This is a genomic window from Conexibacter sp. W3-3-2 (assembly GCF_009707605.1).
Classification (GTDB): domain Bacteria; phylum Actinomycetota; class Thermoleophilia; order Solirubrobacterales; family Solirubrobacteraceae; genus Paraconexibacter; species Paraconexibacter algicola.
In genome coordinates, this window is sequence record NZ_WLYW01000001.1 from 3,336,600 (window position 1) to 3,362,705 (window position 26,106).

The 26,106-nt window shown below is 74.1% G+C and carries 23 protein-coding genes and 1 pseudogene; 10 read left to right on the forward strand and 14 right to left on the reverse strand.

What is annotated here, in order from left to right; genetic code table 11:
• Positions 1-99: 99 nt before the first annotated feature.
• The 3 genes from GKE82_RS16200 to GKE82_RS16210 all read right to left on the reverse strand — a co-directional run bounded on the left by GKE82_RS16200 (position 100) and on the right by GKE82_RS16210 (position 6,185).
• Complete coding sequence (locus tag GKE82_RS16200) at positions 100-4,677, reverse strand: DEAD/DEAH box helicase (RefSeq protein WP_154733999.1); 4,578 nt, start codon at positions 4,675-4,677, stop codon at positions 100-102.
• 78 nt (positions 4,678-4,755) lie between these two features.
• Complete coding sequence (locus tag GKE82_RS16205) at positions 4,756-5,415, reverse strand: uracil-DNA glycosylase (RefSeq protein ID WP_154735208.1); 660 nt, start codon at positions 5,413-5,415, stop codon at positions 4,756-4,758.
• An 86-nt stretch (positions 5,416-5,501) separates the two neighbouring features.
• Positions 5,502-6,185 (reverse strand): TetR/AcrR family transcriptional regulator, encoded by a 684-nt coding sequence (locus GKE82_RS16210; protein WP_154734000.1) that lies wholly within the window; start codon positions 6,183-6,185, stop codon positions 5,502-5,504.
• A gap of 27 nt (positions 6,186-6,212) precedes the next feature.
• Between GKE82_RS16210 and GKE82_RS16215 the strand changes: the two genes are divergently transcribed.
• Together GKE82_RS16215 and GKE82_RS30870 are read left to right on the forward strand one after the other, a co-directional pair.
• On the forward strand, positions 6,213-6,638 hold the full coding sequence (locus GKE82_RS16215; protein WP_196189266.1) for a nuclear transport factor 2 family protein: 426 nt from the start codon (positions 6,213-6,215) through the stop codon (positions 6,636-6,638).
• 16 nt (positions 6,639-6,654) lie between these two features.
• The gene (locus GKE82_RS30870; RefSeq protein WP_154734002.1) at positions 6,655-7,863 is read left to right on the forward strand and encodes a lipase family protein; all 1,209 of its coding nucleotides are present in this window, start codon (positions 6,655-6,657) and stop codon (positions 7,861-7,863) included.
• Between the two features lie 20 nt (positions 7,864-7,883).
• Here GKE82_RS30870 and rfbD read toward each other — a convergent pair whose 3' ends face one another.
• On the reverse strand, positions 7,884-8,732 hold the full coding sequence (gene rfbD / locus GKE82_RS16225) for a dTDP-4-dehydrorhamnose reductase (protein ID WP_154734003.1): 849 nt from the start codon (positions 8,730-8,732) through the stop codon (positions 7,884-7,886).
• Between the two features lie 135 nt (positions 8,733-8,867).
• On the opposite strand from rfbD, the gene GKE82_RS16230 reads away from it, so the two are divergent.
• Together GKE82_RS16230 and GKE82_RS16235 are read left to right on the forward strand one after the other, a co-directional pair.
• Entirely contained in the window at positions 8,868-9,488 is a 621-nt protein-coding gene (locus tag GKE82_RS16230) for a hypothetical protein (protein ID WP_107568100.1), read from the forward strand.
• A gap of 78 nt (positions 9,489-9,566) precedes the next feature.
• A complete protein-coding gene (locus tag GKE82_RS16235; RefSeq protein WP_154734004.1) occupies positions 9,567-10,163 on the forward strand; it encodes a hypothetical protein in 597 nt (198 codons plus the stop codon).
• Positions 10,164-10,167: 4 nt separating this feature from the next.
• Here the strand turns inward: GKE82_RS16235 and GKE82_RS16240 are convergent, their stop codons facing one another.
• The 4 genes from GKE82_RS16240 to GKE82_RS16255 form a co-directional block, all read right to left on the reverse strand.
• Positions 10,168-10,653 carry a pyridoxamine 5'-phosphate oxidase family protein gene (locus GKE82_RS16240; protein ID WP_154734005.1) on the reverse strand — a complete coding sequence of 162 codons (486 nt, stop codon included), beginning with the start codon at positions 10,651-10,653 and terminating at the stop codon, positions 10,168-10,170.
• Between the two features lie 30 nt (positions 10,654-10,683).
• Positions 10,684-12,027, reverse strand: coding sequence for a hypothetical protein (locus GKE82_RS16245; protein ID WP_154734006.1), 1,344 nt, complete (start codon positions 12,025-12,027; stop codon positions 10,684-10,686).
• A gap of 142 nt (positions 12,028-12,169) precedes the next feature.
• On the reverse strand, positions 12,170-13,612 hold the full coding sequence (locus tag GKE82_RS16250; protein WP_154734007.1) for a calcium-binding protein: 1,443 nt from the start codon (positions 13,610-13,612) through the stop codon (positions 12,170-12,172).
• A gap of 140 nt (positions 13,613-13,752) precedes the next feature.
• Positions 13,753-15,807 carry a YafY family protein gene (locus tag GKE82_RS16255; protein ID WP_107568105.1) on the reverse strand — a complete coding sequence of 685 codons (2,055 nt, stop codon included), beginning with the start codon at positions 15,805-15,807 and terminating at the stop codon, positions 13,753-13,755.
• Between the two features lie 151 nt (positions 15,808-15,958).
• On the opposite strand from GKE82_RS16255, the gene GKE82_RS16260 reads away from it, so the two are divergent.
• Both GKE82_RS16260 and GKE82_RS29970 read left to right on the forward strand, forming a co-directional pair.
• The gene (locus tag GKE82_RS16260) at positions 15,959-16,594 is read left to right on the forward strand and encodes a response regulator transcription factor (RefSeq protein WP_146175288.1); all 636 of its coding nucleotides are present in this window, start codon (positions 15,959-15,961) and stop codon (positions 16,592-16,594) included.
• A 2-nt stretch (positions 16,595-16,596) separates the two neighbouring features.
• Entirely contained in the window at positions 16,597-16,794 is a 198-nt protein-coding gene (locus tag GKE82_RS29970; RefSeq protein WP_158276704.1) for a histidine kinase dimerization/phospho-acceptor domain-containing protein, read from the forward strand.
• 4 nt (positions 16,795-16,798) lie between these two features.
• Here the strand turns inward: GKE82_RS29970 and GKE82_RS16270 are convergent, their stop codons facing one another.
• The 4 genes from GKE82_RS16270 to GKE82_RS28715 form a co-directional block, all read right to left on the reverse strand.
• Positions 16,799-17,785 (reverse strand): 3'-5' exoribonuclease YhaM family protein, encoded by a 987-nt coding sequence (locus GKE82_RS16270; protein WP_107568107.1) that lies wholly within the window; start codon positions 17,783-17,785, stop codon positions 16,799-16,801.
• 96 nt (positions 17,786-17,881) lie between these two features.
• A complete protein-coding gene (locus tag GKE82_RS16275; RefSeq protein WP_107568108.1) occupies positions 17,882-18,217 on the reverse strand; it encodes a hypothetical protein in 336 nt (111 codons plus the stop codon).
• 28 nt (positions 18,218-18,245) lie between these two features.
• Positions 18,246-18,695 carry a hypothetical protein gene (locus tag GKE82_RS16280; RefSeq protein ID WP_154734008.1) on the reverse strand — a complete coding sequence of 150 codons (450 nt, stop codon included), beginning with the start codon at positions 18,693-18,695 and terminating at the stop codon, positions 18,246-18,248.
• A 4-nt stretch (positions 18,696-18,699) separates the two neighbouring features.
• Positions 18,700-19,368: an EcsC family protein gene (locus GKE82_RS28715; RefSeq protein WP_154734009.1), complete on the reverse strand. Its 669-nt coding sequence runs from the start codon at positions 19,366-19,368 to the stop codon at positions 18,700-18,702.
• Positions 19,369-19,420: 52 nt separating this feature from the next.
• On the opposite strand from GKE82_RS28715, the pseudogene GKE82_RS31520 reads away from it, so the two are divergent.
• The 4 genes and pseudogenes from GKE82_RS31520 to GKE82_RS16305 all read left to right on the forward strand — a co-directional run.
• Positions 19,421-20,107: pseudogene (locus tag GKE82_RS31520) on the forward strand (alpha/beta hydrolase); the annotation flags it as partial.
• A gap of 22 nt (positions 20,108-20,129) precedes the next feature.
• On the forward strand, positions 20,130-20,294 hold the full coding sequence (locus tag GKE82_RS16295) for a hypothetical protein (RefSeq protein WP_154734010.1): 165 nt from the start codon (positions 20,130-20,132) through the stop codon (positions 20,292-20,294).
• Positions 20,295-20,333: 39 nt separating this feature from the next.
• On the forward strand, positions 20,334-21,410 hold the full coding sequence (locus tag GKE82_RS30875) for a L,D-transpeptidase (RefSeq protein WP_309233644.1): 1,077 nt from the start codon (positions 20,334-20,336) through the stop codon (positions 21,408-21,410).
• A gap of 83 nt (positions 21,411-21,493) precedes the next feature.
• Positions 21,494-22,942 (forward strand): alkaline phosphatase family protein, encoded by a 1,449-nt coding sequence (locus GKE82_RS16305; protein ID WP_309233645.1) that lies wholly within the window; start codon positions 21,494-21,496, stop codon positions 22,940-22,942.
• Here the strand turns inward: GKE82_RS16305 and GKE82_RS16310 are convergent.
• Positions 22,939-24,150: an Nramp family divalent metal transporter gene (locus GKE82_RS16310; protein ID WP_309233646.1), complete on the reverse strand. Its 1,212-nt coding sequence runs from the start codon at positions 24,148-24,150 to the stop codon at positions 22,939-22,941. The genes GKE82_RS16305 and GKE82_RS16310 overlap by 4 nt on opposite strands.
• A gap of 26 nt (positions 24,151-24,176) precedes the next feature.
• Positions 24,177-26,081 (reverse strand): glyoxal oxidase, encoded by a 1,905-nt coding sequence (locus GKE82_RS16315; RefSeq protein ID WP_154734011.1) that lies wholly within the window; start codon positions 26,079-26,081, stop codon positions 24,177-24,179.
• Positions 26,082-26,106 lie beyond the last annotated feature (25 nt).

The window sequence follows — 26,106 nt, forward strand, 5'->3', positions numbered from 1 at the left end:
GGCGCCCATATGCGGGTGCGAGATCACCCGGTTCGGCGGAAGCTGGGAGCTGCGGGCGGGCGCGAGCCGGGGCGCGGCGGCCGGGCGCGGCCCGGCCGGTCAGGCGCTCAGGGTGAGCTTCGTCGGGTTCTGGCGGAAGCCCGCGGCGACCAGCAGCGGCTCGAGGACGTGGGCGATGACGGTCTCGCCGTCGATCTTCTCCAGGGCGAGCTTGCGACCGCGACCGGCGCGGACCCAGTCCGCGAGCGCGTCCAGCGCGGTCGGCAGGCGCGGGTCGTCGAACGCGCACAGGACCCGCAGCGACCGCCCGCCGCGCTCGACGTAGAGGACCGGCTCGGCGCCGCTCAGCACCACCACGGCCCCCGCGACCCGCTGTGGCGCCCGCGTCTCGCCGTCGTCGCGCTTGGGCCACGGCAGCACCGCACCGTAGGGCTGGGCGGGGTCGGTCGCGCCGAGCACGAGCGGCGGCGCCTCGTCGTCGGCCTTCTGCGCGCGCAGCCGCTCGACCGCGCTGGGGAGCGCGAACTGCGCGCCGCCGAGACCCTCGACGAAGTAGCCGCGGCGGCAGACGCCGAGCGTCTCGAGGTCGCCGAAGACGTCGTAGAGGCCGCTGAAGCCGCCCGCGACCCCCTCGCCGACCACGTGCTCGCGCGTGACGATCCCGTGCCGCTCGAGGAGCAGCTCCGCGACGGTCCGCCGTCGCGCCCGCGGGTCGAGGACGTCGGCGGGCCCGGCGGAGAACAGCGGCGCGGCGAACGCCCAGCGGCCCACGACCTGCGCCTGCGCGCCGAGCCGCCGCGAGGCGAACCGCGTCCCGGCCCGCCGCGAGGAGCCGGACCGCGATCGCGCCGCCGCCTGCGCGGAGCGCGCGAGCGTCAGCCGCGGCGCGCGCAGCGGCGCCCACGCGTCGTTGGTGACCTCGCCCGCCCACACGAGATCCCACAGCGCGTCCTGCAGCGCCTCGGGCGCCGCGTCGACGAACTCCGCCAGCAGATCGGTGAAGAACGCGGGAGCGTGCTGCAGGCGGCCGCGCAGCGCGGCGTGCAGCTCCCCGTCGACCTCCTCGACCGGCCGCAGGCCCGGAGGACCGATCGCCGCCGCGTCCTCGCGGAAGTACAGCGCCACACGACCCGACCGCCGGCCCAGCGCACCCGAGCCGACCCACACGACCTCGCCGGAGGCGCACAGCTGGTCCAGCCACGTCGGCGAGTACGCGCCGATGCGCCGCGGCAGCACCTCGGACTCCCACGTCTCCACGGGCAGCGCGAGCCCCTGCAGCGGTACGAGCGTCTCGCGCAGCCGGTCGATGCCCGCCCCGGCGGGCGGGTGGCGGTCGATGCCGTGCCAGGACGGCATGAAGCGCCCGAGCGCCCGCTGGTCGGCCGCCTCGATCTCGTGCCGCAGCGCGGCGAGCGACGCGCGCCGCAGCCGTCGCAGGACGTCGGCGTCGCACCACTCGCGCACCGTGCCGCCCGGGCGCAGCTCGCCGTTGACGAGCGTGCCGTCGCGCTCGAGCGCCTGCAGCACGAGGTCCAGTCCGCCACCGGAGGCGAGCCCGTAGCGGGCGCGCAGCTCCGCGGTCGTGAACGGGCCGCGCGTGCGCGCGTACCGCGCGACGAGCTTGCGCAGCGCGTCGGGGACGTCGGCGACGAACGCGGCGGGCAGCCCGCCGGGCGGGACGGTGCCGAGCGCGTCCCGGTAGAGGCCGGCGTCGTCGGCGGCGATCCAGCGGTCCTCGCCGCCGACGCGCACGAGCACGGCGCGACGCTGGTCGGCGAGCGCCGCGAGACCGGCGGCGACGTCCACGCCCTCGTGCGCGCGGGCGCGCAGCTCGTCGAGCGACAGGTCGCCGACCCGGCGCAGCACGTCGGCCAGTTCGTCCCGGGTGGTCGCGCGCGTGCGCTCGGAGAGGTGCTGCAGGTCGGCCTCGACCTGCTCGAGCGCGCCCGCGTCGATGAGCTCGCGCAGCTCGTCCTGCCCGAGCAGCTCGCGCAGCAGGTCCTTGTCGAGCGACAGGGCGGCGGCGCGCCGCTCGGCGTTGGGCGTGTCGCCCTCGTACATGTAGGTCGCGACGTAGTCGAACAGCAGCGACCCGGCGAACGGCGACGCGGTCTTCGTCTCGACCGGGACGAGCGCGATCTCGCGGCGGTGCAGCGCGCGCAGCAGCTCGATCGTGCCGGGCACGTCGAGCACGTCGCGCAGGCACTCGCGGTAGGTCTCCAGCACGATCGGGAAGTCCCCGTAGCGCTTGGCGACCTCCAGCAGCGACTGGGCCTTGAGGCGCTGCTGCCACAGCGGCGTGCGCTTGCCCGGGTAGGCGCGCGGGATCAGCAGCGCGCGGCCGGCGTTCTCGCGGAAGCGCGCCCCGAACAGCGCGGAGGAGCCCAGCTCCCCGACCACGAGGTCCTCGAGCTCGTCGGGCTCGACGAGGATCAGGTCGAGCACGTCCTCGACCCCGGCACGGTACGGGGGCCCGGCGTCGGCGTCATGTGACGCCGACGCCACCCCGAGATCCGCGTCGGGAAGGTGGACGATGATGCCGTCGTCGGACCAGATCGCGTCGGACTCGAGCCCCAGCTCGTCCCGGATCCGGGCGGAGAGCGCGAGCCCCCACGCGGCGTGCACGCGCCCGCCGTACGGGGACAGGACGCAGACCCGCCAGTCGCCCAGCTCGTCGCGGAACCGCTCGACGACGATCGCGGTGTCGGACGGGATCACGCGCGTGGCGTCCTGCTGCTCGGCGAGGAACGCGAGCAGGTTGCGGGCCGCGCGCGGGTCGAGGTCGTAGTCGCGCTCGAGCTGCTCGGCCGGCAGGTCGACCGCGGTGCGCGCGAACTCGCCCATCGCCTGCCCGAGCTCCTTCGGGCGGCCGATCGTGTCGCCGCGCCAGAACGGCACTGCGCCGGGCGCGCCGGGCGCGGGGGTGACGATGACGCGGTCGCGCTGGATCTCCTCGATCCGCCAGGTCGACGCCCCGAGCAGGAACGTCTGCCCGGGCCGTGCCTCGTAGACCATCTCCTCGTCGAGCTCGCCGACCCGCCGGCCGTCCGGCAGCGTCACCGAGTAGAGGCCGCGGTCGGGGATCGTGCCCGCGTTGACGATCGCCAGTGCGCGGGCGCCCTTGCGCGGACGGATCGTCCCGGCGACGCGGTCCCAGACGATCCGCGGGCGCAGGTCCCCGAACTCCTGCGACGGGTAGCGCCCGTCGAGCATGTCGAGGACGTTCTCCAGCAGCTCGCGTGGCAGCTCCGCGTACGAGTACGTGCGGGTGATCAGGGCGTACAGGTCGTCGACGGCGACGACGCCCTCCTCGTCGGACGAGGCGTCCGGGGCGGCGGCGGACGCGGCGATCGCGACGATCTGCTGGGCGAGCACGTCGAGCGCGTTGCGCGGCACGACCGTGGGCTCGATGCGCCCGTCGCGCATCATCCGCGCGACGACCGCGCACTCCAGGAGGTCGCCGCGGAACTTCGGGAAGATCCGGCCCTTGGAGACGTCCCCGACGTTGTGCCCGGCGCGGCCGATCCGCTGCAGGCCGCGCGACACGGACTTCGGCGACTCGACCTGCAGGACGAGGTCGACGGCGCCCATGTCGATGCCGAGCTCCAGCGACGAGGTGGCCACCAGGCACGGCAGCTCCCCGGTCTTCAGCAGGTCCTCGACGACCAGGCGCTCCTCGCGCGCGAGCGACCCGTGGTGGGCGCGGGCGATGATCTCGACCTCGCGCTCCGCCTGCGGCGCCCCGTCCTCGTCCCCCACCTCGTTGTGCAGGTCGTTGAGCCGCAGCGCCAGCCGCTCCGCGGCGCGGCGGTTGTTCACGAAGACGATCGTGGACCGGTGCTCGTGCACGAGCCGCAGCAGCTCGGGGTAGATCGCCGGCCAGATCGACCGGCGCGTCGCCTCGCCGCCGACGACCGGGTCGAGCGGGTCGCGGTCGATCGACTCGTCGGGCTCGACCATCGACTCGACCGGCACGTGGATCTGCAGGTCCAGCGGCTTGCGCACGCCCGCGTCGACGATCGTGCAGGTCCGCCGCGGCCCGACCATGAAGCGGCCGACCTCCTCCAGCGGGTTCTGCGTCGCGCTCAGGCCGATGCGCTGCACGTCGCGATCGGGGTGCTCGGCGGCGACGAGCGCGCTGAGCCGCTCGAGCGTCAGCGCCAGGTGCGAGCCGCGCTTCGTCCCGGCGACCGCGTGGATCTCGTCGACGATCACCGCCTCGACCCCGGTGAGCATCGCGCGCGCCTGCGAGGTGAGCATGAGGTACAGCGACTCGGGCGTCGTGATGAGGACGTCCGGCGGGGTGCGCTGCATCTGCGTGCGCTCGCGCTGCGGCGTGTCCCCGGTGCGGATCGCGACCGTCGGGACGCGCGCCTCGTCGCCCCCGGCGATGCCGCGCAGCGGCGCCCGCAGGTTGCGCTCGACGTCGTGCGAGAGCGCCTTCAGCGGCGAGACGTAGACCAGCCGCACGCCGGGCTCGGTCGACGGCTCGGCGACCAGCCGGTCGAGGCCCCAGAGGAACGCGGCGAGCGTCTTGCCGGACCCGGTCGGGGCGGAGATGAGGACGTGCTCCCCCGTGGCGATCGCGGGCCACGCCTGCTCCTGCACGGCAGTGGGACCGGCGAACGCGCTCGTGAACCAGTCGCGGACGGCCGGGGTGAACGCGCGCAGGGACATCGCCTCCGAGGGTACCCGGGGCCTGCGGTCAGGAACGGTCCTGATTGCGGTCGGGGCGGGCGGCTGGCGCGCCCGCGGTCAGCGCCCGTCGGCGATCGCGCGTGCCTGCTCGAGCACGCCGTCGATCATCGGCTCGGTCAGCCGGCCGGTGAACGTGTTCTGCTGGGAGACGTGGAAGCAGCCCAGCAGCGGCAGCCACGCCCCGTCGTCGAACAGCGCGCCGTGCCCGAAGCGCGGCTTCGGTGGCCCGGCGGCCGGTGCGCCCGCGGCGCGGCGCAGCCGCAGCGCCGCCTCCCAGGCGAACCCGCCGAGGCACAGCACCACGCGCAGGCGGGAGAGCAGCTCGAGCTCGCGCACCGCCCAGGGCAGGCAGGTGTCGCGCTCGTCGGGCGTCGGCTTGTTCGCGGGCGGCGCGCAGCGGACCGCCGCGCTCACCCAGGTGTCGTGGAGCGCGAGCCCGTCGTCGCGCGCGACCGAGGTCGGCTGGTTGGCCAGGCCCGCGCGGTGCAGCGCCGCGTAGAGGAAGTCGCCGGAGCGGTCACCGGTGAACACGCGGCCGGTGCGGTTCGCGCCGTGCGCGGCGGGTGCGAGGCCGAGGACGAGGATCCGGGCGTCCGGGTCCCCGAAGCCGGGCGCGGGCCGGCCCCAGTACTGCTCGTCGGCGTAGGCGGCGCGCTTGACGGTCGCGACCTCCTCGCGCCAGGCGACGAGGCGCGGGCACGCCCGGCACTCCGTCATCCGCTCCTCGAGGACCGGGAGCGCCGGCGCGTCGGCGGCCTGGGCGACGACGTCGCGCGGCTCGAGCGCGGGCGGTGGTCCCGCGGTCACTCGCCGGCGTCGGCGAGCTCGGCGGCCTGGCCGAGCAGCCCGAAGAACAGCCGCTCGATGACGGGCTCGAGGTCGGTGGGGTCCTCGGGGACGCCGTGGCGCAGCTGGCGGTCGACGAGCGCCGCGATCGCGCCGACGATCGCGTAGGTGTCCTCCAGCGACGCGAAGTTCGGGGCGTCGTAGTGCGGGGCGACGGCCTTGTTGTCGTCGTAGAGCAGCTCGGCGAACAGCTGGAAGACGCGGTCGCGGCGCGCGAGCGCCGCGGGGCCGGCGCCGACGACCTCGACGAGCAGGGTCCGCGACGCGTCCGGGAACTGCGTGAGCGTCCCGAGGAAGGCGCGGACACCGCGCTCGATCCACTCGTGGTAGCTCTCCGACTCCCGGCGGTTGGCCCGCTGGTTGTCGGCCATCTCGCGCATGATGATCGCGGCCGCGTCGTCGAACAGGGCGATCAGGCACTCCTCCTTGTTGGAGAAGTGCTCGTAGAACGTGGCCTTCGACATGCCCGCCTCGCGGGCGATCGCCTCGGCGCTCGCGTCGGCGTACCCGACGCGGGCGAACACCGCGGCCGCCGCCTCGAACAGCCGCTTGCGCTGCACCTCGACGCGGACCTCGAGGGGCGGGGCGTGACGCCCGCGCGGCACGCTGCCGCCTGCGCTGCTGGTGGACGCCTCGGCCATGAGGCCATGCAAGGTACCCTCTCGCCGATGCCGACCGCCGCCCGCCCGCTCCTCGCCGTGCTCGTCGCCGCCACTGCGCTGGCGGGCTGCTCGGGCTCCGAGGAGAGCTCGTCGCCCGACTTCCAGGGCGAGCAGAAGCTCGTCGCCAACGTCGTGGAGGACCTCCAGGACGCGGGCCGCGAGCAGGACGCCGACCAGGTCTGCCAGCTGCTCAGCGAGCAGCTCATCACGACGATCCGCGCGACCGCGGGCGGCAAGGCCACCTGCGCCGAGGCGATCGACGACGCGATCCAGGACGCGGACTCCTTCGACCTCTCCGTGAAGTCGGTGACGGTCACCGGGACCACGGCCAAGGCGGTCGTCGAGTCCGAGGACCGCGACAAGAACGTCCGCGACACCATCCAGTTCGTCAAGGACGGGCAGCGCTGGAAGATCAGCGCGCTCGCCGGCTGACCCGCGGGCCGACGCCGTGCGGGCCGCGGTCCTCGCCGCACTGACCGCGGCCGCGACCCTCGCGCCGCTCGCCGTGGGCCCGGCGACCGCGGCCGCCGCCGTCCCGAAGGGCCCGTCGGGCAGCGCGTTCTACCGCGCCCCCGCGTCCGTCGTCCGCGGCCCGGCCGGCACCCCGATCCGGGCCCGCGCGGTCTCGCGCTCCAGCCACAACGCGGTCCCGGGCGCGTCCCGCACGCTGCTGGTCCTGTACCGCTCGCGGACCGCGGCCGGCCGTGCCGCCGCGACGTCGGGGCTCGTGTCGCTGCCGCGCGGCCGCGCGCCGCGGGGCGGCTGGCCGATCGTGTCGTTCGCGCACGGCACGAGCGGGATCGCGGACGCGTGCGCCCCCTCGCGCGACCGCCGTCCGTCGTCGGTGCGCGCCAACCGCGCGTACCTGACGCCGCTGCTGACGCGCTGGCTGAAGCGCGGCTACGCCGTCGTGCGCACGGACTACCAGGGCCTCGGGACCGCGGGCGCGCACGAGTACCTCGTCGGACGCTCGGAGGCCGCCGCGGTGCTCGACCTCGCGACCGCCGCGCGGCGACTGGACCGGCGCGTCGGACGGGCGCTGATCGTGGCGGGCCACTCGCAGGGCGGGCACGCGGCGCTGTGGGCCGGGGCGCGGGCGCGCGCGGTCGCCCCGGGCCTGCGGCTGCGCGGCGTCGTCGCCTACGCGCCCGCGTCGAACCTCGCCGACCAGATCGGCCTGGCGCGCGCGTACGTGACGCCCGGGTTCGGCTACTCCGCGTTGATCGGTCTGATCGTGCGGGGCCTCGACGAGGCCGGCCAGGTCGACCCGCGCGAGGCGCTCTCCGACGCGGCGCTCGCGCTGTACCCGAGCACGCTGACCACGTGCATCGGCGAGCTCAGCGGCCTCTCCTCCTGGGGGCGCCTGTCGCCGCGCGCGGTCCTGCGCTCCGACTACGACACCGCCCGCATCGCCGGGGTGCTGCGCGCCCAGGGACCGGAGACGCTGCGCTTCGGGCGCATCCCGGTCTACGTCGCGCAGGGCACCGCCGACCAGACGGTCCTGCCGGTCTTCACCCGCTCGCTCGTCGCGAAGCTGCGGGCCGGCGGGGCGCGCAGCGTCAGCGACCGCACGTTCTCGGGGGCCGACCACGGCACGATCATCACCCGCGCGGCCGCGTCGTCGACCGCGTGGATGGCCCGCCGCCTCGGCCGCTGACGCGCGGCCCGCCGGCGCGCTCAGGCCGCGCCGGCGCGCGCGTCCAGGTAGGCGGCCAGGCCGTCCTGCCACGGCGGCAGCACGACGGCGGGGTCGCGCTCGGTCCCGAGCACGCTGTACGCGGGCCGGGCGGCGGGACGGGGGAACGCGTCGCTGGTGGTCGGCACGACGCGGCAGGCGACGCCCGCCCGGTCGAAGATCTCGATCGCGAACTCGTTCCAGGAGACCGCGTCCTCGCCGGTCGCGTGGAAGAGGCCGGTGTCCTCGCGGCGCTCCGCGAGCTCCAGCAGGGCCGGGGCGAGATGGCCCGTCCAGGTCGGCCGCCCGATCTGGTCGGTGACGACGCTGATCTCGTCGCGGTCGGCGCCCAGGCGCAGCATCGTCTCGACGAAGTTCGTGCCGCCCGCCCCGTACACCCAGGCGGTGCGCACCACGGCGTGCCCGGCGTCCGCCTCGAGCACGGCCCGCTCGCCGGCGAGCTTCGTGGCGCCGTAGACGTTCAGCGGTCCGACCGGGTCGGACTCGACCCACGGCTCGGTCTTCGACCCGTCGAACACGTAGTCGGTCGACACGTGCACGAGCCGCGCGTCGATCGCCTCCGCCGCGTTGGCGAGCAGCCCGGGCGCGGTGCCGTTGGCGAGCATCGCGCGGTCCCCGTGCTCCTCCGCGCCGTCGACGTCCGTCCACGCCGCGCAGTTGACGATCGCGGTCGGCTGCGTGCGGCGCAGCGCCGCCTCGACCGCGTCCGCGTCGGTGATGTCGAGCTCGGCGCGCGTGAACGGCACGACCTCCAGGCCGAGGCGTCGCGCGTGCTCGACGGTCGCGCGGCCGAGCATGCCGGCCGCGCCGGTGACGACGAGCCGGGTCACGAGACGGGACGGCGGGCATCGGTGCGGAACGGCGACCCGTGCCGCGGGCACAGGGTCGCGCGACCGCCGGGGATCGGGCGCACGGGAGCGGACATCGACCGCAGAGCGTAGACACCTGCCATCGTTGCCGTCCGCATGGTGCAGCCCAACGACCACGACCGCTTCGTCCTCCGCCAGCGGGTGAAGCTCGTCATCAACCAGTACGCGTTCTCGGTCCCGCCGACCGATCCGGAGGCGGACGACGACGGGGAGGCGTTCTGCTTCGTCGAGCAGAAGCGGTTCTCGTTCAAGGAGGACATCCGCTTCTTCACCGGGGAGTCCAAGGAGGAGGAGCTGCTGCGGATCCTCGCCCGGCAGCGGTTCGACCCGCGCGCCACGTACGACATCAGCTCCGGCGGGCACGTCGTCGGCAAGATCCAGAAGGTGTTCGGCCGGTCGCTGCTGCGCTCGACCTTCACGCTCTACGACGCGCAGGAGAACGAGGTCGCCACCGTGCGCGAGCGCAGCATGGCGGTCGCGCTGTTCCGGCGTTTCGTCGGGCTGGTCCCGTACGTCGGGGATCTCGCCGACTGGCTGCCGATCCCCTACGACTTCGAGTTCCTCCGCGGCGAGGAGCAGGTCGGCATCATCCGCCGGCGCCGCTGGAAGTGGCGTGACGTCTACGACATCGACATGACGGCGGATCCGGGGAAGGCGATCGACCGCCGTCTCGTGCTCGCGACCGCGGTCGGCACCGACGCGCTGATGGCCCGGTAAGGATTTCGTCAGCGGGTTGTCACATCTGGGCTCCACGCTGGGTGGTGCAGGTCCCAGCCATCCAGTGAAGGAGACCCGATGCCCCGCACGACCACGTTTCTCACCGCCGCGCTCGCCGCCATGGCGCTCGCGAGCCCGGCCGTCGCGCTCGCCCAGAGCGCCCCGTCCCTGACCGATCCCGCGGGTGACGCGGTGGACCGCTACGGTCGCACCGTCGACGCCGCGGATCTGCGCGAGGGGAGCCTGCGGATCGAGGGCGACCAGCTCGTCGCCCGTACCCGCGTCACGGGCCTCGCGTCCTTCGTGTCCGCGTCGACCACCCTGCGGATCCCGGTGGAGAACGCGCGACCGCTGGACATCGGCCAGGTCATCGAGCTGACCGTGACCGCCGGTGACGTGAACGCCGGCGGGTTCGTCCGGGACGCCGACCCGCTCGACGGCACCGGCGGCGTCCCCGTGACGGGCACGGCAACCACCGACACCGCGACGGGCGTGCTGACGGCCCGGTACGCGCTGGAGGACATCAACCGGGCGCTCGACGCCCGCGAGGCCCAGCGCATCGGCGCGGGCACGTCGGTGTCCTACCTCGACGCGACCGCGACGGCCCGCCAGCGGGGGATCCTGCCCCGTGCCGCGAACGACCAGGCGTCCGCGCTCGGGCCGTTCACGCTCTAGCGCGTCAGTACACCCCACCGAGCTTGCGGTGGTCCCAGGTCGCGCGGCGCGTCTCGACGAACCGCATCGCGACGCGCTTGGCGGCCTGGGCGGCGATCAGCTGCCTGGCCTCGTCGGAGGACGCGGCGAGGTCGCCGCCGTAGCGGGCGGTGATCTCCAGGCCCAGCTGCGTGACCGCGTCGACGTCGCGGACGAGCTCGACGTCGGTCTCGAGCATCACGCCGCGCAGCAGGTGGTACTCGGTGCCCGCCTCGACCTGCAGGGTCGCGCGCGGGTCGCGCTCGAGGTTCTTGATCTTCTGGGACTTGCCGAACGTCCAGGCCCAGAGCTCCGGGGCCCCGTCGGGCCCGGTGTCGCGCACGACGTACCAGAGCGGCATCAGGTGCGGGAGACCCCGCACGCCGTTGGTGGCGCAGATGACGGTGCGCTCCTCCCCGAGGAAGGAGCGCACCTCATCGTCGGTCATCTGGATCTGCCCGCGGCGACTCATGCCGCGCAGCCTATCCGGGCGGCGGGCCGCCTAGAACTTCGGCTTGCCCTGGCCCTTCGGCGCCTTGGTGACAAGCTTGCCGCGCGCGTCACGGACGTTGATCTGCAGCGTCTGCCGGCTCGTGACCCGCGAGGAGCTGAGGTCGCCGCGGTACTCGAACACGAGCTTCCGGGTGAACAGGTTGCGCGGCATGATCTGCGTCAGCCGGCCGAGCTCGCGCGAGCGCAGGCCCGTCTTCACCAGCCGCTTCGTGCCGCCCGGGAGGACGTGGAACACGTCGATCCGCGCCCGCACGATGCTCTTGCCCGAGCAGTTGACGATCCGGCCGCGCGTCACGACGCGCTCCTGGCCGAAGCGCACGCCCAGCGTCTTGCGCCGGTTCTTCGCGAAGAACATCGTCAGCCGGCCACAGCCGCCGTTGGTGCCGTTGCGCACCGGGCTGGTGCCCGCACCGCTGACCGAGCCGGGCGTCGTCACCGTGACCGGGACGGGCACCGGGACCGTCTGGGTCGGGCCGGGGACCGTGGTCGTGGGGCCCGGGACGGTGGTCGTCGGACCGGGGACCGTGGTGGTTGGGCCGGGGACGGTCACGGTCGGGGGCGGCGGCTCCGCGTCGCAGGCGTTGCCGTTCTGCGAGGAGACGCGGCTCTCGCCGAGCACGACCGTCGCGAGCGGCTTGCCGATCACGTCGGCCAGCGCGCCGAGGACCTCGATCCGCAGCGCGGTCTGGGTCAGCGCCTTGCTGCCGTCGGCCGCGGTCGACGTCTCCTGGCGGTTGACGTACACCTTCGCGACTGCGCCGAGCGGCGAGTCGGTGAGCGGCACGGCGATGCCGTCGAGGACGGAGTCCAGCGGGATCGCGTTGCCCGCGATGCGCAGGTTCGTGACCTGGCTCGACCCGGTGAGGGTCGGCACGCCGGCGACGCACGAGGCGCTCGCCGTGCTCTGCACCGCGTCGGCGGTCACGAGCACGCCGCCCGGGATCGCCGACTGGATCAGCAGGTTCAGCTTCTCCGCCGAGGTCGTCGCCGTGTTCGTGCGCGTGTTGCGCGCCACGCCCAGCCCGGGCGTCACGGTCGTCTCGGCCTTCAGCACGTCGCCGACGACGGTCAGCGGCGTCACGTCGATGCGCTCCTGCGCGGACTGGCTGTCCGGCAGGCACGCCGGGCTGTCCGGCGCGGTCGCGCTGTTGCGGCCGTTGGCGAGCAGCGGCTCGACCGGGCTGGCCGGAAGGCCCAGCAGATCGGTCAGGCCCTGATCGACGCGGATCAGGCTCGCGCGACAGTTCCAGTTCGGTTGCGTGGTCGGCGCCTGCGCGGAGCCGATCGACGACCCGATGAGGACGCCCGTCCCTGCGAGCGCCGTGGTGAGCATCACTGCTCGGGTACCCCTGCCCATGTCGTGTCCTCTTGGTCGAGGGCCGGCCTCCCACAGCCGACCACGTGTGTACGAATCTTCCCCGATCGACCCGGGGCGCGCGAGGAATACCCGCGCACCCCGGGGGGCAATCAGGCGATCAGCGCTTCGGCCGGAAGGTGCTGATCGTCTCGCAGCCCTTGGAACGCCGGACCTCGTCCGGGTTCACGCGGGCCTTGTCGCGGCCACTGCCGCAGCTGACCGTCGCGGGCTTGCCGGCGGTCGCGGTGTTGATGAAGTCGTTGCCGGCCCCACCGAACACCTTGTCGGCGCCGAACGCCGCGTTGATGCTGTCGTTGCCCGAGCCACCGGAGAGGTAGTCCACCCCGGGGCCGCCGTTGAGCGCGTCGTTGCCGGCCAGACCGAACACGCGGTCGTTGCCGATCGCGCCGTTGACGTTGTCCTTGCCGGCCCCGCCGTCGAGGCAGTCGCTGCCACGGCCACCGTCGACCGCGTCGTTGCCGCCACGCGCGATGACGCGGTCAGCGCTGTTCGTGCCGGTGATGCGGTCCGCGCCGTTGGTGCCGGCGACCGCGAACTTCGGGCCGGGGCCCTTCACGCACGGGCTGTTCTTGTACAGCTGGCGCGCGACGTTCAGCGAGATGACCGTGCCACCGCTCGGGCCCTCGAACGGGCGGCCGATGACGACGATGCCCTGGCCGCCCGAGGCGGACGCGGGGATGATGCAGACGCCGTTGACCGCGTCGAACGACGAGCCGTTCGGGCACGCCTTGCTCGTGTTGGCCCCGCCGACGGACCCCTGCTCGTCGATGTCGGCCACGCCGTCACCGTCGGAGTCGATGTTCTCCGGCACGTTCGGGTTGCACGGCTCGCCCTGACCGCTGACGCGGGACTCGGCGATGATCACGTCCGCTAGCGGCGCGGCGCCCGCGGAGGGCAGCAGCTGGATGTGGGCGCCACGCTGGATCAGCGTGTTGCCGTCACGGATCTGCTCGTTGAGCTTGACCTTGACGATGACGCCGAGCGCGTCGCTGACCGCGTCGGTCAGCGGGCCGAGCAGCGGGTCGAGCGCGATCGGCTGGCCGCCGATGGTGAGCTTGACCGCGTCGCCGCCGCCCGAGAGCTCGAGCGCGCCGTTGACGCACTTCGCGGTCGCGAACGAGCTGACCGCGTCGGCGCCGATGACGATCGTGTTGCCGGCGTTGAGGCTGAGGTTCTCGACCGCGGCGCCCGAGGACGTCACGGTGTCGAGCGGACGGACGCCGTCGGGCGTCACGTCGGTGATGGCGTAGGCCGACTTGGCCTTGATCGCCGGCGCCAGCGCGACGGCGTCGGTCGTGTTCGGCAGGCCCGCCGAGCTGTCCACGCACTTGGCGCGCGCGGTCGTGACCGGGTTGAGCGTGCTCTGCCCGGCGACGGTCGCCTTCACGGCGTCCGCCGAGCAGTCGACCTGGTTGGCGGCGGCGGCCGGAGCGGCCGGCGCGACGGCGAACGCCGCGGCGATGGCGGCGATGGCGAGCGGCGTCCGACGCCGCGTGATGTGGCCGCGCGCCCCCGCGCGACGGCCGTGTCCCTGATTCATGTGGTCCTCCGTGTCGTGCGAGCCAGGCGTGGGACGGCTCACTCTGCCCGACCCAAGCGTAGGCCCTTTCGCGCCCGACCGCTTTCCCGGGAAACGGCTCGACGACGGGCCCGGATCACCTGATCCGTCCAGCGGACGGCTCAGCGCAGGCGCGCCACGGCCTGCGCGACGGCCCGCCGCGCCTCGGCGGGCTCGAGGACCGCGGCGTCCCCGGCCTCCTGGAGGACCGTCCGGACCAGGTAGTCCGTGCCCTTGTAGGGCCACTCGACGACGATCGCCCCGTCGGCGAGCTCCTCGGCGACCGGGCGCTCCTCGCGCAGCCACCGGGCCCGCTCGGGGGAGACCCACAGGCGCGCGGTGTGCGACGCCTCGACCTCGCCGGTGGTCAGCCATCCGTCCACGGCGGCGGCCGCGTCGACCTCCGGCCGGGGCACGAAGGTCTGCTCGAGGACCTCGACCTCCTTGATGCGGTCCAGGCGGAAGTGGCGGACGTCGTCCTTGTTCGGGTCGAACGTCGCGACGTACCAGCCCTCGCGGCCGTTGGTCAGCGCGTAGGGCTCGAGCGTCCGCTCGCTGAACTCGTCCTCGTTGCTCTTGTAGTAGACGATCCGCACGAGCCGGTGGGCGACGATCGCCTCGGACATCGTGCGGGCGATGTCCGCGTCGTCGGCGCCGCTGCGGGCGACCTGCAGGCCCTGCTCCATCGGGTCGTGCCCGAGCGCCTCGACGATCTTCTGCCGCGCGGGGGTCAGGGCGCCCTCGGGCAGGTGGTCGCCGATCAGGTCGATCGCGGCGATCAGCGCCTTCGCCTCCACCGGCAGCAGCCGGGCGGGGCGGTCGAAGTTGTCGGAGTACGGCTCCGGGTCGACCTCGATCGTGCCGTCGGCGAGCACCTCGGCGTAGAGGACGTAGGAGCCGCCCCCGAAGTTCACGACGTTCAGGACGTTGATGTCCTCGGCCAGCTCCTGCTCGGAGATCTGCAGGCGCTCGAGCACGTCGGCGACGACGAGCCGCTCTCCGGCCCGGCCGGCGTGGATGAGGATGCTGGCGAGCGTGACGAGCCGCGCGAACCGCTCCGGGCGGATCGCGGTCTCGCGCCGCGCGGACCCGGTGTCGGCCTCGACGGCGGCCCCGGCGGCGCCGTTGCCGAGCACCACGGGCGCGTGCTCGAGGGCGTCGCCGTCGTGGCGACGGGCGAGCAGCTCGATGCGCTCGTCGATGACGTCGCGCAGCGCGGGGGGCCCGAGCACGCGGGCGTGCTCGCCGAGGCGCAGCACCCAGGCCGCGAGCTGGCGGTCCGACGCGTAGGGGGTCGAGAAGACGATCGCGCCGTCGCCCTCGTCGGCGGGGCGGACCTCGCCGAAGCGGCCGAAGTGCCGCTCGACCTGCCAGGCGATCCGTCCGCCGATCCACACCTCGGCCGTGTCGACGACGTCCCCGTACTGCCACTCCGCGCGGTTGGAGTACGTGCGCGGGTCGAAGTCCGCGGGCTTCTTGAAGTCGTGCTCGGCCTTCGTCGCGTAGGCGACCTTGCCGCGGATCCGCGAGAGCCGGAACACGCGCAGCGCGCCGCGCTCGTGGCTGTGGCCGAGCAGGTAGAACTGGCCGCCCTGGAACAGCAGGTGGTACGGGTCGACCTTCCGGGCGCCCGTCTCGTCGCGGGCCATCGTGTAGTAGTCGAAGGTGATCGTCTTGTTGCGGAAGATCGCGGTCTCGACCTTCGCGAGGCGCTGCGACAGCTCGTGGCCGCCGGCGTTGCCGCGGACCCCGAGCGCGAGGCCCGCCTGGTCGGGGGTCTGCAGCGGGCTCGGCCGGCCCCAGGTGATCTGCTGGAGCGCCAGACGCAGCGGCTCCGCGTAGGCGAACTCGCCGTCCAGGAGGCTCAGTGCGGTCTGCAGCGACGCGAGCTCCTCGTCGGAGAAGGCGATCGGCGGCAGGTGGAAGTTCTCGGGCCGCAGCGAGTAGTTCTCCTGCTCGGCGACGCCGTCGACGGGCTTCTCGACGGTCAGCTGGATGCCGAGGGACTCGAGCTCGGCACGGTCCGCGTAGAACCGCCGCGCGAACGCGTCCTCGTTCATGCCGCTGTAGCCCTCGACGTCCCTGCGGATCTCCAGCGCCGTCACCGGACGGCGCTCAGCCATGAGGTACGAGATCAGGGAGAGCTGGCGAATCAGCTTCTCGGTGTCCTTCGCCATCGGCTGGTCACCTTAGACGCACGGGGCGGGCGGCGGGCTTCGGTGGCGGCCCGCGCGCCGGATTCCCCGCATTCTCCGGTCGTTCGTGGGAGGGTCGGTGACCGCTGTGACGAAGGTCACGGACGCGGTAGCCTCGCTGCCGGGAGAGACCATGACCAAGCTCGTAATCGTCGACGACCACGAAGCGCTGCGGGAGGGCCTGGCCGCGCTGCTGTCCGGGAGCGGCCTGGAGATCGTCGGGGCGGCCGGCAACGTCGCCGCCGGTCTGGATCTCGTCGAGCACACCGGGCCGGACGTCGCGCTGCTCGACATCCGCCTGCCGGACGGCAGCGGGATCGCGCTGACCCGCGAGCTGCTCGCCCTGCATCCCGATCTCGGCGTCGTCCTCTACACGGGGGACAGCGACGCCGAGCTCCTCTACGACGGCCTCGACTCGGGCGCGCGCGGCTACGCGCTCAAGGCGGGCTCGATGGACGAGCTCGTGTCCGCGATCGAGCGCGTCGCCGCCGGCGGCACGTACGTCGACCCGCGCCTGGACCGCATCCTGCTGTCGCCGCGCGCCACCGCCAACGTGCCGCAGCTCTCGCCGCGCGAGCGGGAGATCATGCACCTGATGGCCGAGGGCATGACGGCGGAGCGGATCGGCGAGGAGATCACCGTCAGCGTCGAGACCGTCCGCACCCACGTGCGCAACGTCATCCGCAAGCTGCAGGCGCGCAACCGCGTGCACGCGATCGCGATCGCGCTGGAGCGCGGCGAGATCGCGCTCGACCACTCCGAGGACTGACCGTGGACGACGCCGAGGAGCGGCTCGCCCGGCTCGTGCACGACGTCCGCACGCCGCTGACGATCGTGCTCGGCTTCAGCGACATGCTGCGCCGCCGCGGCGAGGACCTCGAGCCCGAGCAGCGGGCCGAGTTCGTGCAGCGCCTCGACGAGGCCGCGCGCGACATCCAGCGGCTGCTGGACGAGGCGCGCCCGACCTGACGGGTCAGGCCGCGTCGCGCGCCGCGCCCGCCGGATCGGTCCGGGCGGGTCGCGCGCCGAAGTACGCGCTGCCGCTGATCGCCCGGTCGTAGCCCGACCAGGAGGCGCCGGGCGCGAGCTCCTTCTCGAGCCGGTCGAACGAGCCGAGACGGCCGCCGAGGTTGTCGATCATGTGGACGAGCGTCGCCTCGCGCGTGACCGGCACGACGGGGCTGCCGTGCTCGAGCGTGCCGTGGTGGCTGAGGATGATGTGGAGGATCGCGTCCGCCGTCGCCTGCGGGAAGCCGGGCAGGTCCTCGATCAGCCGCCGGACGCGGTAGTAGCCCATCGGGATCTCGCCCTGCAGGCGCCCGAGGTCGGTCATGTCGGGGGCGGCGGGCTCGCGCGTGTACGCGTCGAGCTTGCCGATGTCGTGCAGCAGCGCGCCGGTGACCGCGACGTCGCGGTCGATGCCCGGGAACGTCGCACTGATCGCGCCGACCGCCTGGGCGACCGTCAGCGAGTGCTCGAGCAGGCCGTGCGTGTAGGCCTGGTGGTAGCGCTTGGCCGCCGGGGCGACGGAGAAGTGCTCCCACGTCGCGGTGTCCGCGCCGAAGACCGCGTCGAGCAGCCGGCCGAGGTGCGGGTCCTGGACGGTGGCGATCAGCTCGCGCAGGTCGGCCTCCATCCGCGCGAACGGCTGCGGCGGACCGTCCTGCAGCGCGGCGGCGTCGTAGTCGCCCTCGGCGACCGGGACCCACTGGGCGACCTCGAGCTGGCGGCCGTAGCGGGCGTCGTCCACGAGCTCCCCGACCACCCGCACCGCGATCCCGGGGGCGAGCGCGGCGCCGAGCTCGTCGAGGTCCTCGCGCACGATCGCGGTGACCGCCCCGCTGCGGTCGCCGACGGTCACGCGCAGGTACGGGCTCCCGTCCTTGCGGGTGCGGGGCTCGGCCCGACGCACCAGCAGCACCTCGTCGATCGGGCCGGGCTCGAGATCGCGCAGCAGCATCGCGGCGAACGGTAGGGGCGCGCCCGGACGACGCCCCCGTTCGCCGGCGAGGAAGTCCCTGCAAATGAGCGATTCGGGTCGGGCGCCGTCCGGCGTTCAGGGCTGCTGGCGGCGGCGCCGCGCGTCGCGCCGCAGCAGCTCGTCGCTGGCCTCGTCGGGCCACACGCCGTGGCGGTCGAAGAAGGCGCGGGCGTCCGCCTCGTCGTGGCGGTCGCGCTCCCCCGAGTAGCTCATCCGCAGCAGCACGTTGAACAGCCAGATCGACAGGCCCGCGCCGATGATCCCGGCGCCGCCCTCCAGAGCGATCTCGTCGCGCCCGATCACGATCACCGCCAGCCCGCCGACCACGACGATCGCCGGGAGCCAGGTGCGGACGAACGAGATGACGACACGGGCGGTGATCGGACCACCATCGCACACCGCGCAGGCCACGGGCGGGCGCCGGTCGCGCCGCGTGGGGTCAGCCCGAGCCGTCCGCTCCGGGAGCCCGGACGCCCGCCGGCGGCGCCGCCTCGCCGCGCTGCAGCGCCGCGACGTCCCGGCGCCAGAGCTCGCGCTGGATCCGCCAGCGGCCGAAGCCGATCACCGACCGCAGCGCCACGAAGGTCAGCAGCACGAACACGACCGCGACCGCCAGCGCGCCCTGCACCGGCCGGCCGGAGTTCACGACCTCCTCCGCGGCGCCCCGCCAGTCGACGCCGACGACGGTGGAGACGGCGAACGCGATCAGCAGCACGGTCGTCAGGCGCCCGACGAGCTCCAGTGCCTGGTTCAGCCGGGTCAGCTGCGCCCACGTCAGGCGGCCGACCGTGTGGCGCTCGAAGAACGTCGCGCGGCGGGTGCGCTCGGGCGTCAGGCGGCGCGCGACGAGCCGCGAGGCGCGCGCGGCGACCGTACGGGCCCGGCCCACGCGCTCACCCGCCGTAGAAGTGGATCGCCCGGTCGGCGATCGCGCGCGTGTCGCGCTCGTTGGAGACCGCGTTGAAGACGGACGCCACGCCCGGTATCAGCCGTCCCGCGACGCGCGTGCCCATCTGCTTGCCGACCATGTTCATCAGCGTCCGCGTGAGCTTGCGGTCCTGCGAGTCGGTGATCTTCTTGTCGACGAACGCGCTCGCGACCGGGGTGCCCGTCCCGTCGAGCGCGGCGCGCGCCTCCGCCGGGTCGGGGTAGAGGCCCTGCAGCACGAGCAGCTCGGCCGGGCGCATCGGGTCGTAGGGGTCGAACCCGTAGGCGCCGGCGACGTAGAAGACCACGCGCGACTGGATCCAGGCGAGCGCCACGAGGTCGGGGACGACCGTCACCCAGCCGCCGAGCCCGGTGGCCGCCCCGCCGAAGCGGGCGAGCGTCGCGTGGCGTCGCTTGGCGCGCTTGGCCAGCTCCTCGGGGCCCATGCGGAACTCGCGGCGCATCTGGTCGAGCCAGACCGTGGCCGACGGCGCGTGCTGGTCGGCGGCGGCGAGCGCGAGCGTCTCGGGGGCGCGGACCGGATCGGCGCGCAGCCGGTCGATGATGCCCTCCGGGATCAGCGGGCGGTCCCCGTCGTCCCCGTCGTCGGCGTGGTCGGGCGGCGTCGTGGACACGCACGGAGGATCGCAGAGCGGCGCTTGCACGGCGTCTGGCCGCCCGGCCAGAATGGCGCTCGTGAAGCAGCCCCTGATCGAGGAGCGCCGCAGCTACGGCGACGTCACGACCCGCGTCCTGGAGCTGCCCGGTGCCGGTCCGCCGGTGGTGCTCTTCCACGGCTACGCCGACAGCGCCGACACCTGGCGGTCCGCGCTGGACCTGCTCGCGCGCGAGGACCGTCGCGTCCTCGCCGTCGACCTGCCGGGCTTCGGTCACGCCGACCGCCTGGACCGGGACGAGCCGATCCTCGAGCAGCTCGACCGCTTCGGCGCCGCCGTCGTGCGCGAGGTCGCCCGCGAGCACGGCGACGTCACCGTCTGCGGCAACTCGCTCGGCGGCTGCCTGTCGCTGCGGCTCGCGCAGGACCCGCAGCTGCCGATCGCCGTCTGCGTCCCGGTCGCGCCCGCCGGCTTCGACCACCCGCTCTGGTTCCGGGCGATCGAGGGGGACCGCTTCGTGCGCCTCGCCCTGCGCGCCCCGCTCCCCGGGCCGGTCCTGCGCTCGGTCGTCGGCGAGGCGTACCGGCAGCTCGCGTTCGCCCGCCCGCGCGACCCGGGCGCCGCGGTCGTCGCCGCGTTCACGCAGCACCTCGCGACCCAGCGTGACGTGCGGCGCATCCTCGCCACCGGCAGCCGCATGCTCCCGGAGCTCTCGCGACCGTTCCGGCTGCGCGAGATCGGCGTGCCCGTCGTGCTGATCTGGGGGGGACCGCGACCGGATGGTCGCCCACCGCGGGTCGCGGCACGTCCTCGCCGCGCTCCCGGACACCCGGCTGGAGCTGCTGGAGGGGATCGGGCACTGCCCGCAGGTGGAGGCGCCCGTGCGGTTCGTCGACCTGCTGCTCGAAGCCGCGCCTGCAAGCGCGCTTGCGGCCGGGCGCTGACCGGCCCGGCGGACCGGGGGCGCCCGCTACCCTCGACCGGTGAAGAACCGCCGTCTCGCCCTGCTGTGCGCCGCCACCGGCGCCCTCTCGCTCACCTCCGCGGGTGCTGCGACCGCCCAGGACCCCGCCGCCACGCCGACCCCCGCGGCCACGCCCGCGCCGGCCACGACGACGCCCGCCCCGGAGCGCCGGATCGCCGACGGGATCACCGCCGGGGGCGTCGCGCTCGGCGGTCTGACGCTCGACGAGGCGGCCGCCCGGCTCGAGCAGCTGCTCGGCGCGAAGGTCCGCCGCGACGTCGTCCTGAAGGTCGGCGGCCGGACCTTCCGGCTCGACGCGCAGACCGCGAAGCTCGAGTTCGACACCGTCACCACCGCCAAGCGCGCGCTGTACGCCAAGGCGCCGGGCGGCGCCGGCAGCGGCGGCACCGCCGCCGGCTCGGCCGTGCCGCTGGCGATCACCAGCTCGACGCTCGCGATCCGCTCCTGGGCGCAGTCGGTCGCCGGGAAGGTCTCGCGCGCGCCGCGCGACGCCGAGCTGCGCATCGGCCTCAAGCGGCTCGACGTCCGCGCCTCGAAGAAGGGCCGGCGGCTGGACTGGAAGGGCACCGAGAAGCTCGTCAAGGGCGTGCTCGCGGACGCGAGCACCTCGCGCGTGCTCAGCCAGAGCGTCAGCGCCGTGAGGCCCGCGGTCACCTACGCGACGCTGCAGCGCCGCTACTCCACGGTCCTCACCGTCTCCAAGAGCGAGTTCAAGCTCCGTGTGTTCAAGCGCCTGAAGTTCTCCAAGAGCTACGGGGTCGCGGTCGGGCAGCCGGCCTACCCGACGCCGTCCGGGCGCTTCGCGATCCAGAACAAGCAGGTCAACCCGACCTGGTCGGTGCCGAACTCGCCGTGGGCGGGTGAGCTCGCGGGCACCACCGTGCAGGGCGGCACCGCCGCCAACCCGCTGAAGGCCCGCTGGATGGGCATCGTCAACGGGGTCGGCATCCACGGCACGGGCGAGGAGTACTCGATCGGGTCGCGGGCGTCGCACGGCTGCATCCGCATGCGCGTCGCCGACGTGATCGACCTGTACCCGCGCGTGCCGGTCGGCACGACCGTGCTGATCCGCTGAGCCACCGCCGCCGCGCGCCAGGTCGCGTGAACGCGACGTGAACGCCCCTGTCCCGCGGCGCGGTCGTGGGGCAGGATGGCGGGGTGACGCGCACACGTCTGCTTCCGTCGCGGCTCGCCGCGCTCGGCCTGCTGCTGCTGGCCGCGATCACCTGGGCGCCCTCGGCGGCCCGGGCCGCCGGTCCTCCGGACATCCGCCACGTCTGGACGATCGTGCTCGAGAACAAGGACTACGAGGACAGCTTCGGTCCCGACACCGAGGCGCCGTACCTCGCCCGCGAGCTCACCGCGCGCGGCAAGCTCCTGACGAACTACCACGGCACCTCGCACGCGTCGCTGGGCAACTACCTGACGCTCGTGTCCGGCCAGGCGGTGAACGTCGTCACGCAGGCCGACTGCGCGATCTTCAGCGACATCTTCCCGGGCACCCGCACCCCGGACGGGCAGACGCTCGGCGCGGGCTGCGTGTTCCCGCGGTCGGTCCGGACGATCGCCGACCAGCTGCAGGAGCGCGGCCTGCGCTGGCGCGGATACATGGAGGACATGGGCAACACGCCCGGGCAGCCGCCGACCTGCCGGCACCCGCGCATCGGGGCGGTCGACGACACGCAGGCCGCCCGCGCCGGCGACCAGTACGCGACGCGGCACAACCCGTTCGTCTACTTCCACTCGATCATCGACGACCCGGCCCGCTGCGCCGAGCACGTCGTCCCGCTGGATCGTCTCGAGCAGGACATCGCGCGGCCGGAGACGACCCCGAACTACGCGTTCATCACCCCGGACCTCTGCAACGACGGGCACGACGCGTCGTGCGTCGACGGGGGTCTCGGCGGCCTGCCCGCGGCCGACGCGTTCCTGCGCCGGTGGGTGCCGAAGATCCTCGCCTCACCGGGCTTCGCGCAGCACGGCATGCTGATCATCACCTGGGACGAGGCGAACATCGACCCGGACTCCTCCACCGCGTGCTGCGGCGAGCCGACCGGGCCGAACACGCTCGCGCCCGGCCTGCTCGGGCCGGGCGGCGGTCGCACCGGGTCGGTCGTGCTGTCGCCGTTCGTGCAGCCGGGATCGCGGACCGACACGCCCTACAACCACTACGCGCTGCTGCGCTCCGTCGAGGACGTCTTCGGCCTCGACCACCTCGGCTACGCGGCGATGCCCGGCCTGCGCGCGTTCGGCGAGGACGTGTACGACCGGACCGCGCCCGCGCCGGTGCCGGCCGGTCCGCCGCGGTGCGTGTCCGCCCGCTCGGGGCGCGTGGTCGCCGCCGCCCGGCTGCGGCCGTCGGCGCGCGGCGTGCTGTTGACGTTCCGCGCGCGGCGCACCGCGCGCGTGCGGATCACGGTCACGCACCGCTCGGGCCGCCGGGTGACGCTGCGCCGCCTGACGCGGGTGCGCGCGTGCCGCGCCTACCAGGTGCGGCTGCCCGACGACGTCGTCCGGGCGCGCGTCGTCGGGGCGGGCCGGACGGTCGCGGTCGCGCGCACGGCGAGCGCCGAGCACGACGAGGAGGCCGAGGGCGCGGCGTCCTAGCCGGCGATCGTCTGGACGAGCAGGAAGACGTTCAGCGCGACGATCAGGGCGGCCACGATCGCGGCGACCGCGGTCGTGACCGGCCGGTTCACGAGCGCGCCCATGACCGCGCGGTCGCGGGTGATGAGGACGACCGGGATCAGCGCGAACGGGATGCCGAAGCTCAGCACCACCTGGCTGAGCACGAGCGCGTCGGTGGCGTTGATGCCGAGCGCGAGCACGACGAGGGCGGGCGCCATCGTGATCCCGCGGCGCAGCGCCAGCGGCAGGGTGCGGTCGATGAACCCCTGCATCACGACCTGGCCCGCGTAGGTGCCGACGCTCGAGGACGCCAGGCCGGAGGCCAGCAGCGCGAGCGCGAACGCGAGCGCGGCCCCGCTCCCGACGAGCGTGTCGAAGCCGGCGTGGGCCTCCTCGATCGTGTCGACCGGGACGCCCCCGCCGAAGAACAGCGAGGCGGCGATCACGAGCATCGACATGTTCACGAGGCCCGCGATGCTCATGGCGATCGTCACGTCGATCCGCGAGAACCGCAGCAGCCGGCGGCGCTCCTCGTCGTCGCGGGCGACGACCCGGTCCTGGGTCAGCGCGGAGTGCAGCCAGATGACGTGCGGCATGACGGTGGCGCCGAGGATGCCGGCGGCGAGCAGGACGCTGTCGGTGCCTTCGAACGACGGGACGAACCCGGCCGCGGCGTCTCCGGCGTCGAAGCCGATCCGCAGCGTGTCGTAGAGGAAGCCGCCGAGGATCACGAGCAGGAAGCCGACGATCGCGACCTCGAAGCGCCGGTGGCCGCGCGCGGTCAGCCCGAGCACGACGAACGAGACGGCGGCGGTGATGAGCCCGGACGCGAACAGCGGCACGCCGAACAGGAGGTTCAGGGCGATGGCCGCCCCGATGAACTCGGCGAGGTCGGTGGCCATGGCGATCAGCTCGGCCTGGATCCACAGGCCCCAGCGCACCGGCTCGGGGTAGCGCTCGCGGCAGAGCTCGGCGAGGTTGCGCCCGGTCGCGATGCCGATCTTCGCCGTGAGGTTCTGGATCAGCATCGCCATGAGGTTCGCGGCGAGGATCACCCACAGCAGCAGGTAGCCGTACTCGGCGCCCGAGGAGATGTTCGTGGCGAAGTTGCCCGGGTCGACGTAGGCGATCGAGGCGACGAACGCGGGGCCCAGGAGGGCGAGACGGCTGCGCTTCGCATCGAGCACGACGCGAAGTTTGGCACATCAAAAAATCAGCGGACGGTCGTCCAGCGCGCGACCGACGGCGCGCCGTCCTTGCTCAGCGCGAACAGCATCCACGGGCCGGGCGGGGCGACCGACGGCCGCCGCGGACCCTGCACCGTGAGCACCGTCCGCGTCCCGACGGTCCGGCGGCGCAGGACCCGGAGCTCGACGAACCGCTGGTTCATGTCGAGCGCGTGCGTCGTCGCCGACGGGGCGAGCATCGTCACGCGCCCGGGCGCCGGGCCCGTCACCGTCAGGGTGAAGGACCGCCGCGCGCCCACGCGGCGCGGCCCCGCCACGATCCGCGGACGCTCGCCGCGGAACAGGTACGGCGGCTCGTACAGCTCGGCCGTGTCCCCGTCGCGGTTGGGGTTGGCGTCGTCGCCCGCCGACCAGACGCGGCCGTCGGGCAGCAGCACCCCGACCGAGTGGTAGGTCCGGTCCTCGCGCTGCGACGGGCCGAGCCGCCACCGCTTCGTGCGCGGGTCCCACAGCTCGACCGCGCGGTTCTTCGGGTCGGCGGTGAACGCCGCGTCTCGCTTCGTGATCCCGGTGCCGCCGCCGAGCGTGACCATCGACCCGTCCGGCAGCAGCACGGTGTTCGGCCAGTTGCGCCCGCGGTGCTGGGAGGGGGACGGCTCGAAGCCGCGCGCGCTGCGCCGCTCGTCGAACGTGACGGTCGTGCGGTAGGCGGCCTGGTCCTGCCCGGTCCGCGACGGGGCGAGGAAGTCGGCGCCGCCGATGAGCATCGCCTCCGGCGAGGCGCCGGTCCGCGACGGCACCGGGACGAGGTTGCCGCCGCCGCGGTCGGCGGGCAGCGGCGACGTCGCCTTCCAGGTCAGCGTCCGGGGGTCCAGCAGTCCGACGTCGCCCTTGATCGGGCCGGCGAGCAGCACGCGCGAGGAGGGCATCAGCAGCATCCCCGGGTACGTCCAGGTCAGCCGGTCGCCGCTCGGGGCGTGCGTCACCGTGCGGCCGTCGGCCGAGATGATGTCGAGCGTCTGCGTGAACGACGTCGGCTTGCTCGCGTCGAAGCCGCCGAGCACCGCGACCCGCCCGTCGGCGAGCTTCACCTGCGTCGGGTACCAGCGCGGCACCGTCATGTCCTGGGAGCGCGCCCAGGTCTCGGTCCGCGGGTCGAAGATCAGCACGATCTTCAGGCCCGGCGGGTTCGTGTAGCCCTTCTGGAACCAGCGCAGGTCCAGCGTGCCGCCGGTGACGAGCACGCGCCCGTCGGCGAGCAGCAGCTGGCCGGAGCAGTAGAGCGGGACCCGCTCCTCCACGCCGTCCCCGTCGACGTCGATCAGCGGCGGCGGCACCGGCTTGAACGCCGACGGCCCGGTGCCCTTCGCCGGGTCCCAGATGGTCGCCGCGCCGCTGGTCTGCTGGTGCGAGGTCGGGTTGGCGGTGATGATGTGCTGGGTCCAGTCGAAGCCCCAGAACAGCACCTTGCCGGTCGGCATCAGCGTCGCGTGGATCGCGTAGTGCGGCAGGTCGGAGGTGTCCGCCGACCAGCGGCCCAGCCGCGCCAGGGCGGCCTTCGTGCGCGGCTGGCGCGGCAGCGTGGAGCAGCGCTCCTGCCCGGTCGGGCGCCCCAGCGGTGGCCGCGGCCGCTCCTCGAACTGGTTGGCGGCGCCGCGCGGCCGGCACGGGTCGAAGCCGGGATCGCCGTCCGGGGCGGGCGGCAGGACGGCCTGGCGCTGGGCGAGGTGCTGCAGCGCGTGCTCGCGCCCGAGGATGCTCGTCTCGACCGCGAGCTGGACGCGACCCTGCGCGTCGAGCGTGCGCGTGTACAGCCCCGGGTTCTCGACCCGGGGTCCGTGGGCGCTCGCGGGAGCGGCGGCCATCCCCAGGACGGGGATCGTGCACGCGACCAGACCCGTGAGCGCGAGCCCCCTGAAGCGCGCTCCCATGCGCGGCACTGTAGTGGCGGCGCGG

Excerpts from the sequence above, each read along its gene's own strand:
- GKE82_RS16210 (WP_154734000.1), bottom strand. The coding sequence starts at position 6,185 with ATGGCCGAGGCGTCCACCAGCAGCGCAGGCGGCAGCGTGCCGCGCGGG.
- GKE82_RS16205 (WP_154735208.1), bottom strand. The coding sequence starts at position 5,415 with ATGACGGAGTGCCGGGCGTGCCCGCGCCTCGTCGCCTGGCGCGAGGAG.
- GKE82_RS16295 (WP_154734010.1), top strand. The coding sequence starts at position 20,130 with ATGGTCGCCCACCGCGGGTCGCGGCACGTCCTCGCCGCGCTCCCGGAC.
- GKE82_RS16200 (WP_154733999.1), bottom strand. The coding sequence starts at position 4,677 with ATGTCCCTGCGCGCGTTCACCCCGGCCGTCCGCGACTGGTTCACGAGC.
- GKE82_RS16260 (WP_146175288.1), top strand. The coding sequence starts at position 15,959 with ATGACCAAGCTCGTAATCGTCGACGACCACGAAGCGCTGCGGGAGGGC.
- GKE82_RS16315 (WP_154734011.1), bottom strand. The coding sequence starts at position 26,081 with ATGGGAGCGCGCTTCAGGGGGCTCGCGCTCACGGGTCTGGTCGCGTGC.
- GKE82_RS16240 (WP_154734005.1), bottom strand. The coding sequence starts at position 10,653 with ATGAGTCGCCGCGGGCAGATCCAGATGACCGACGATGAGGTGCGCTCC.
- GKE82_RS16215 (WP_196189266.1), top strand. The coding sequence starts at position 6,213 with ATGCCGACCGCCGCCCGCCCGCTCCTCGCCGTGCTCGTCGCCGCCACT.
- GKE82_RS16250 (WP_154734007.1), bottom strand. The coding sequence starts at position 13,612 with ATGAATCAGGGACACGGCCGTCGCGCGGGGGCGCGCGGCCACATCACG.
- GKE82_RS16235 (WP_154734004.1), top strand. The coding sequence starts at position 9,567 with ATGCCCCGCACGACCACGTTTCTCACCGCCGCGCTCGCCGCCATGGCG.
- GKE82_RS16230 (WP_107568100.1), top strand. The coding sequence starts at position 8,868 with ATGGTGCAGCCCAACGACCACGACCGCTTCGTCCTCCGCCAGCGGGTG.
- GKE82_RS16255 (WP_107568105.1), bottom strand. The coding sequence starts at position 15,807 with ATGGCGAAGGACACCGAGAAGCTGATTCGCCAGCTCTCCCTGATCTCG.
- GKE82_RS16270 (WP_107568107.1), bottom strand. The coding sequence starts at position 17,785 with ATGCTGCTGCGCGATCTCGAGCCCGGCCCGATCGACGAGGTGCTGCTG.
- GKE82_RS16245 (WP_154734006.1), bottom strand. The coding sequence starts at position 12,027 with ATGCTCACCACGGCGCTCGCAGGGACGGGCGTCCTCATCGGGTCGTCG.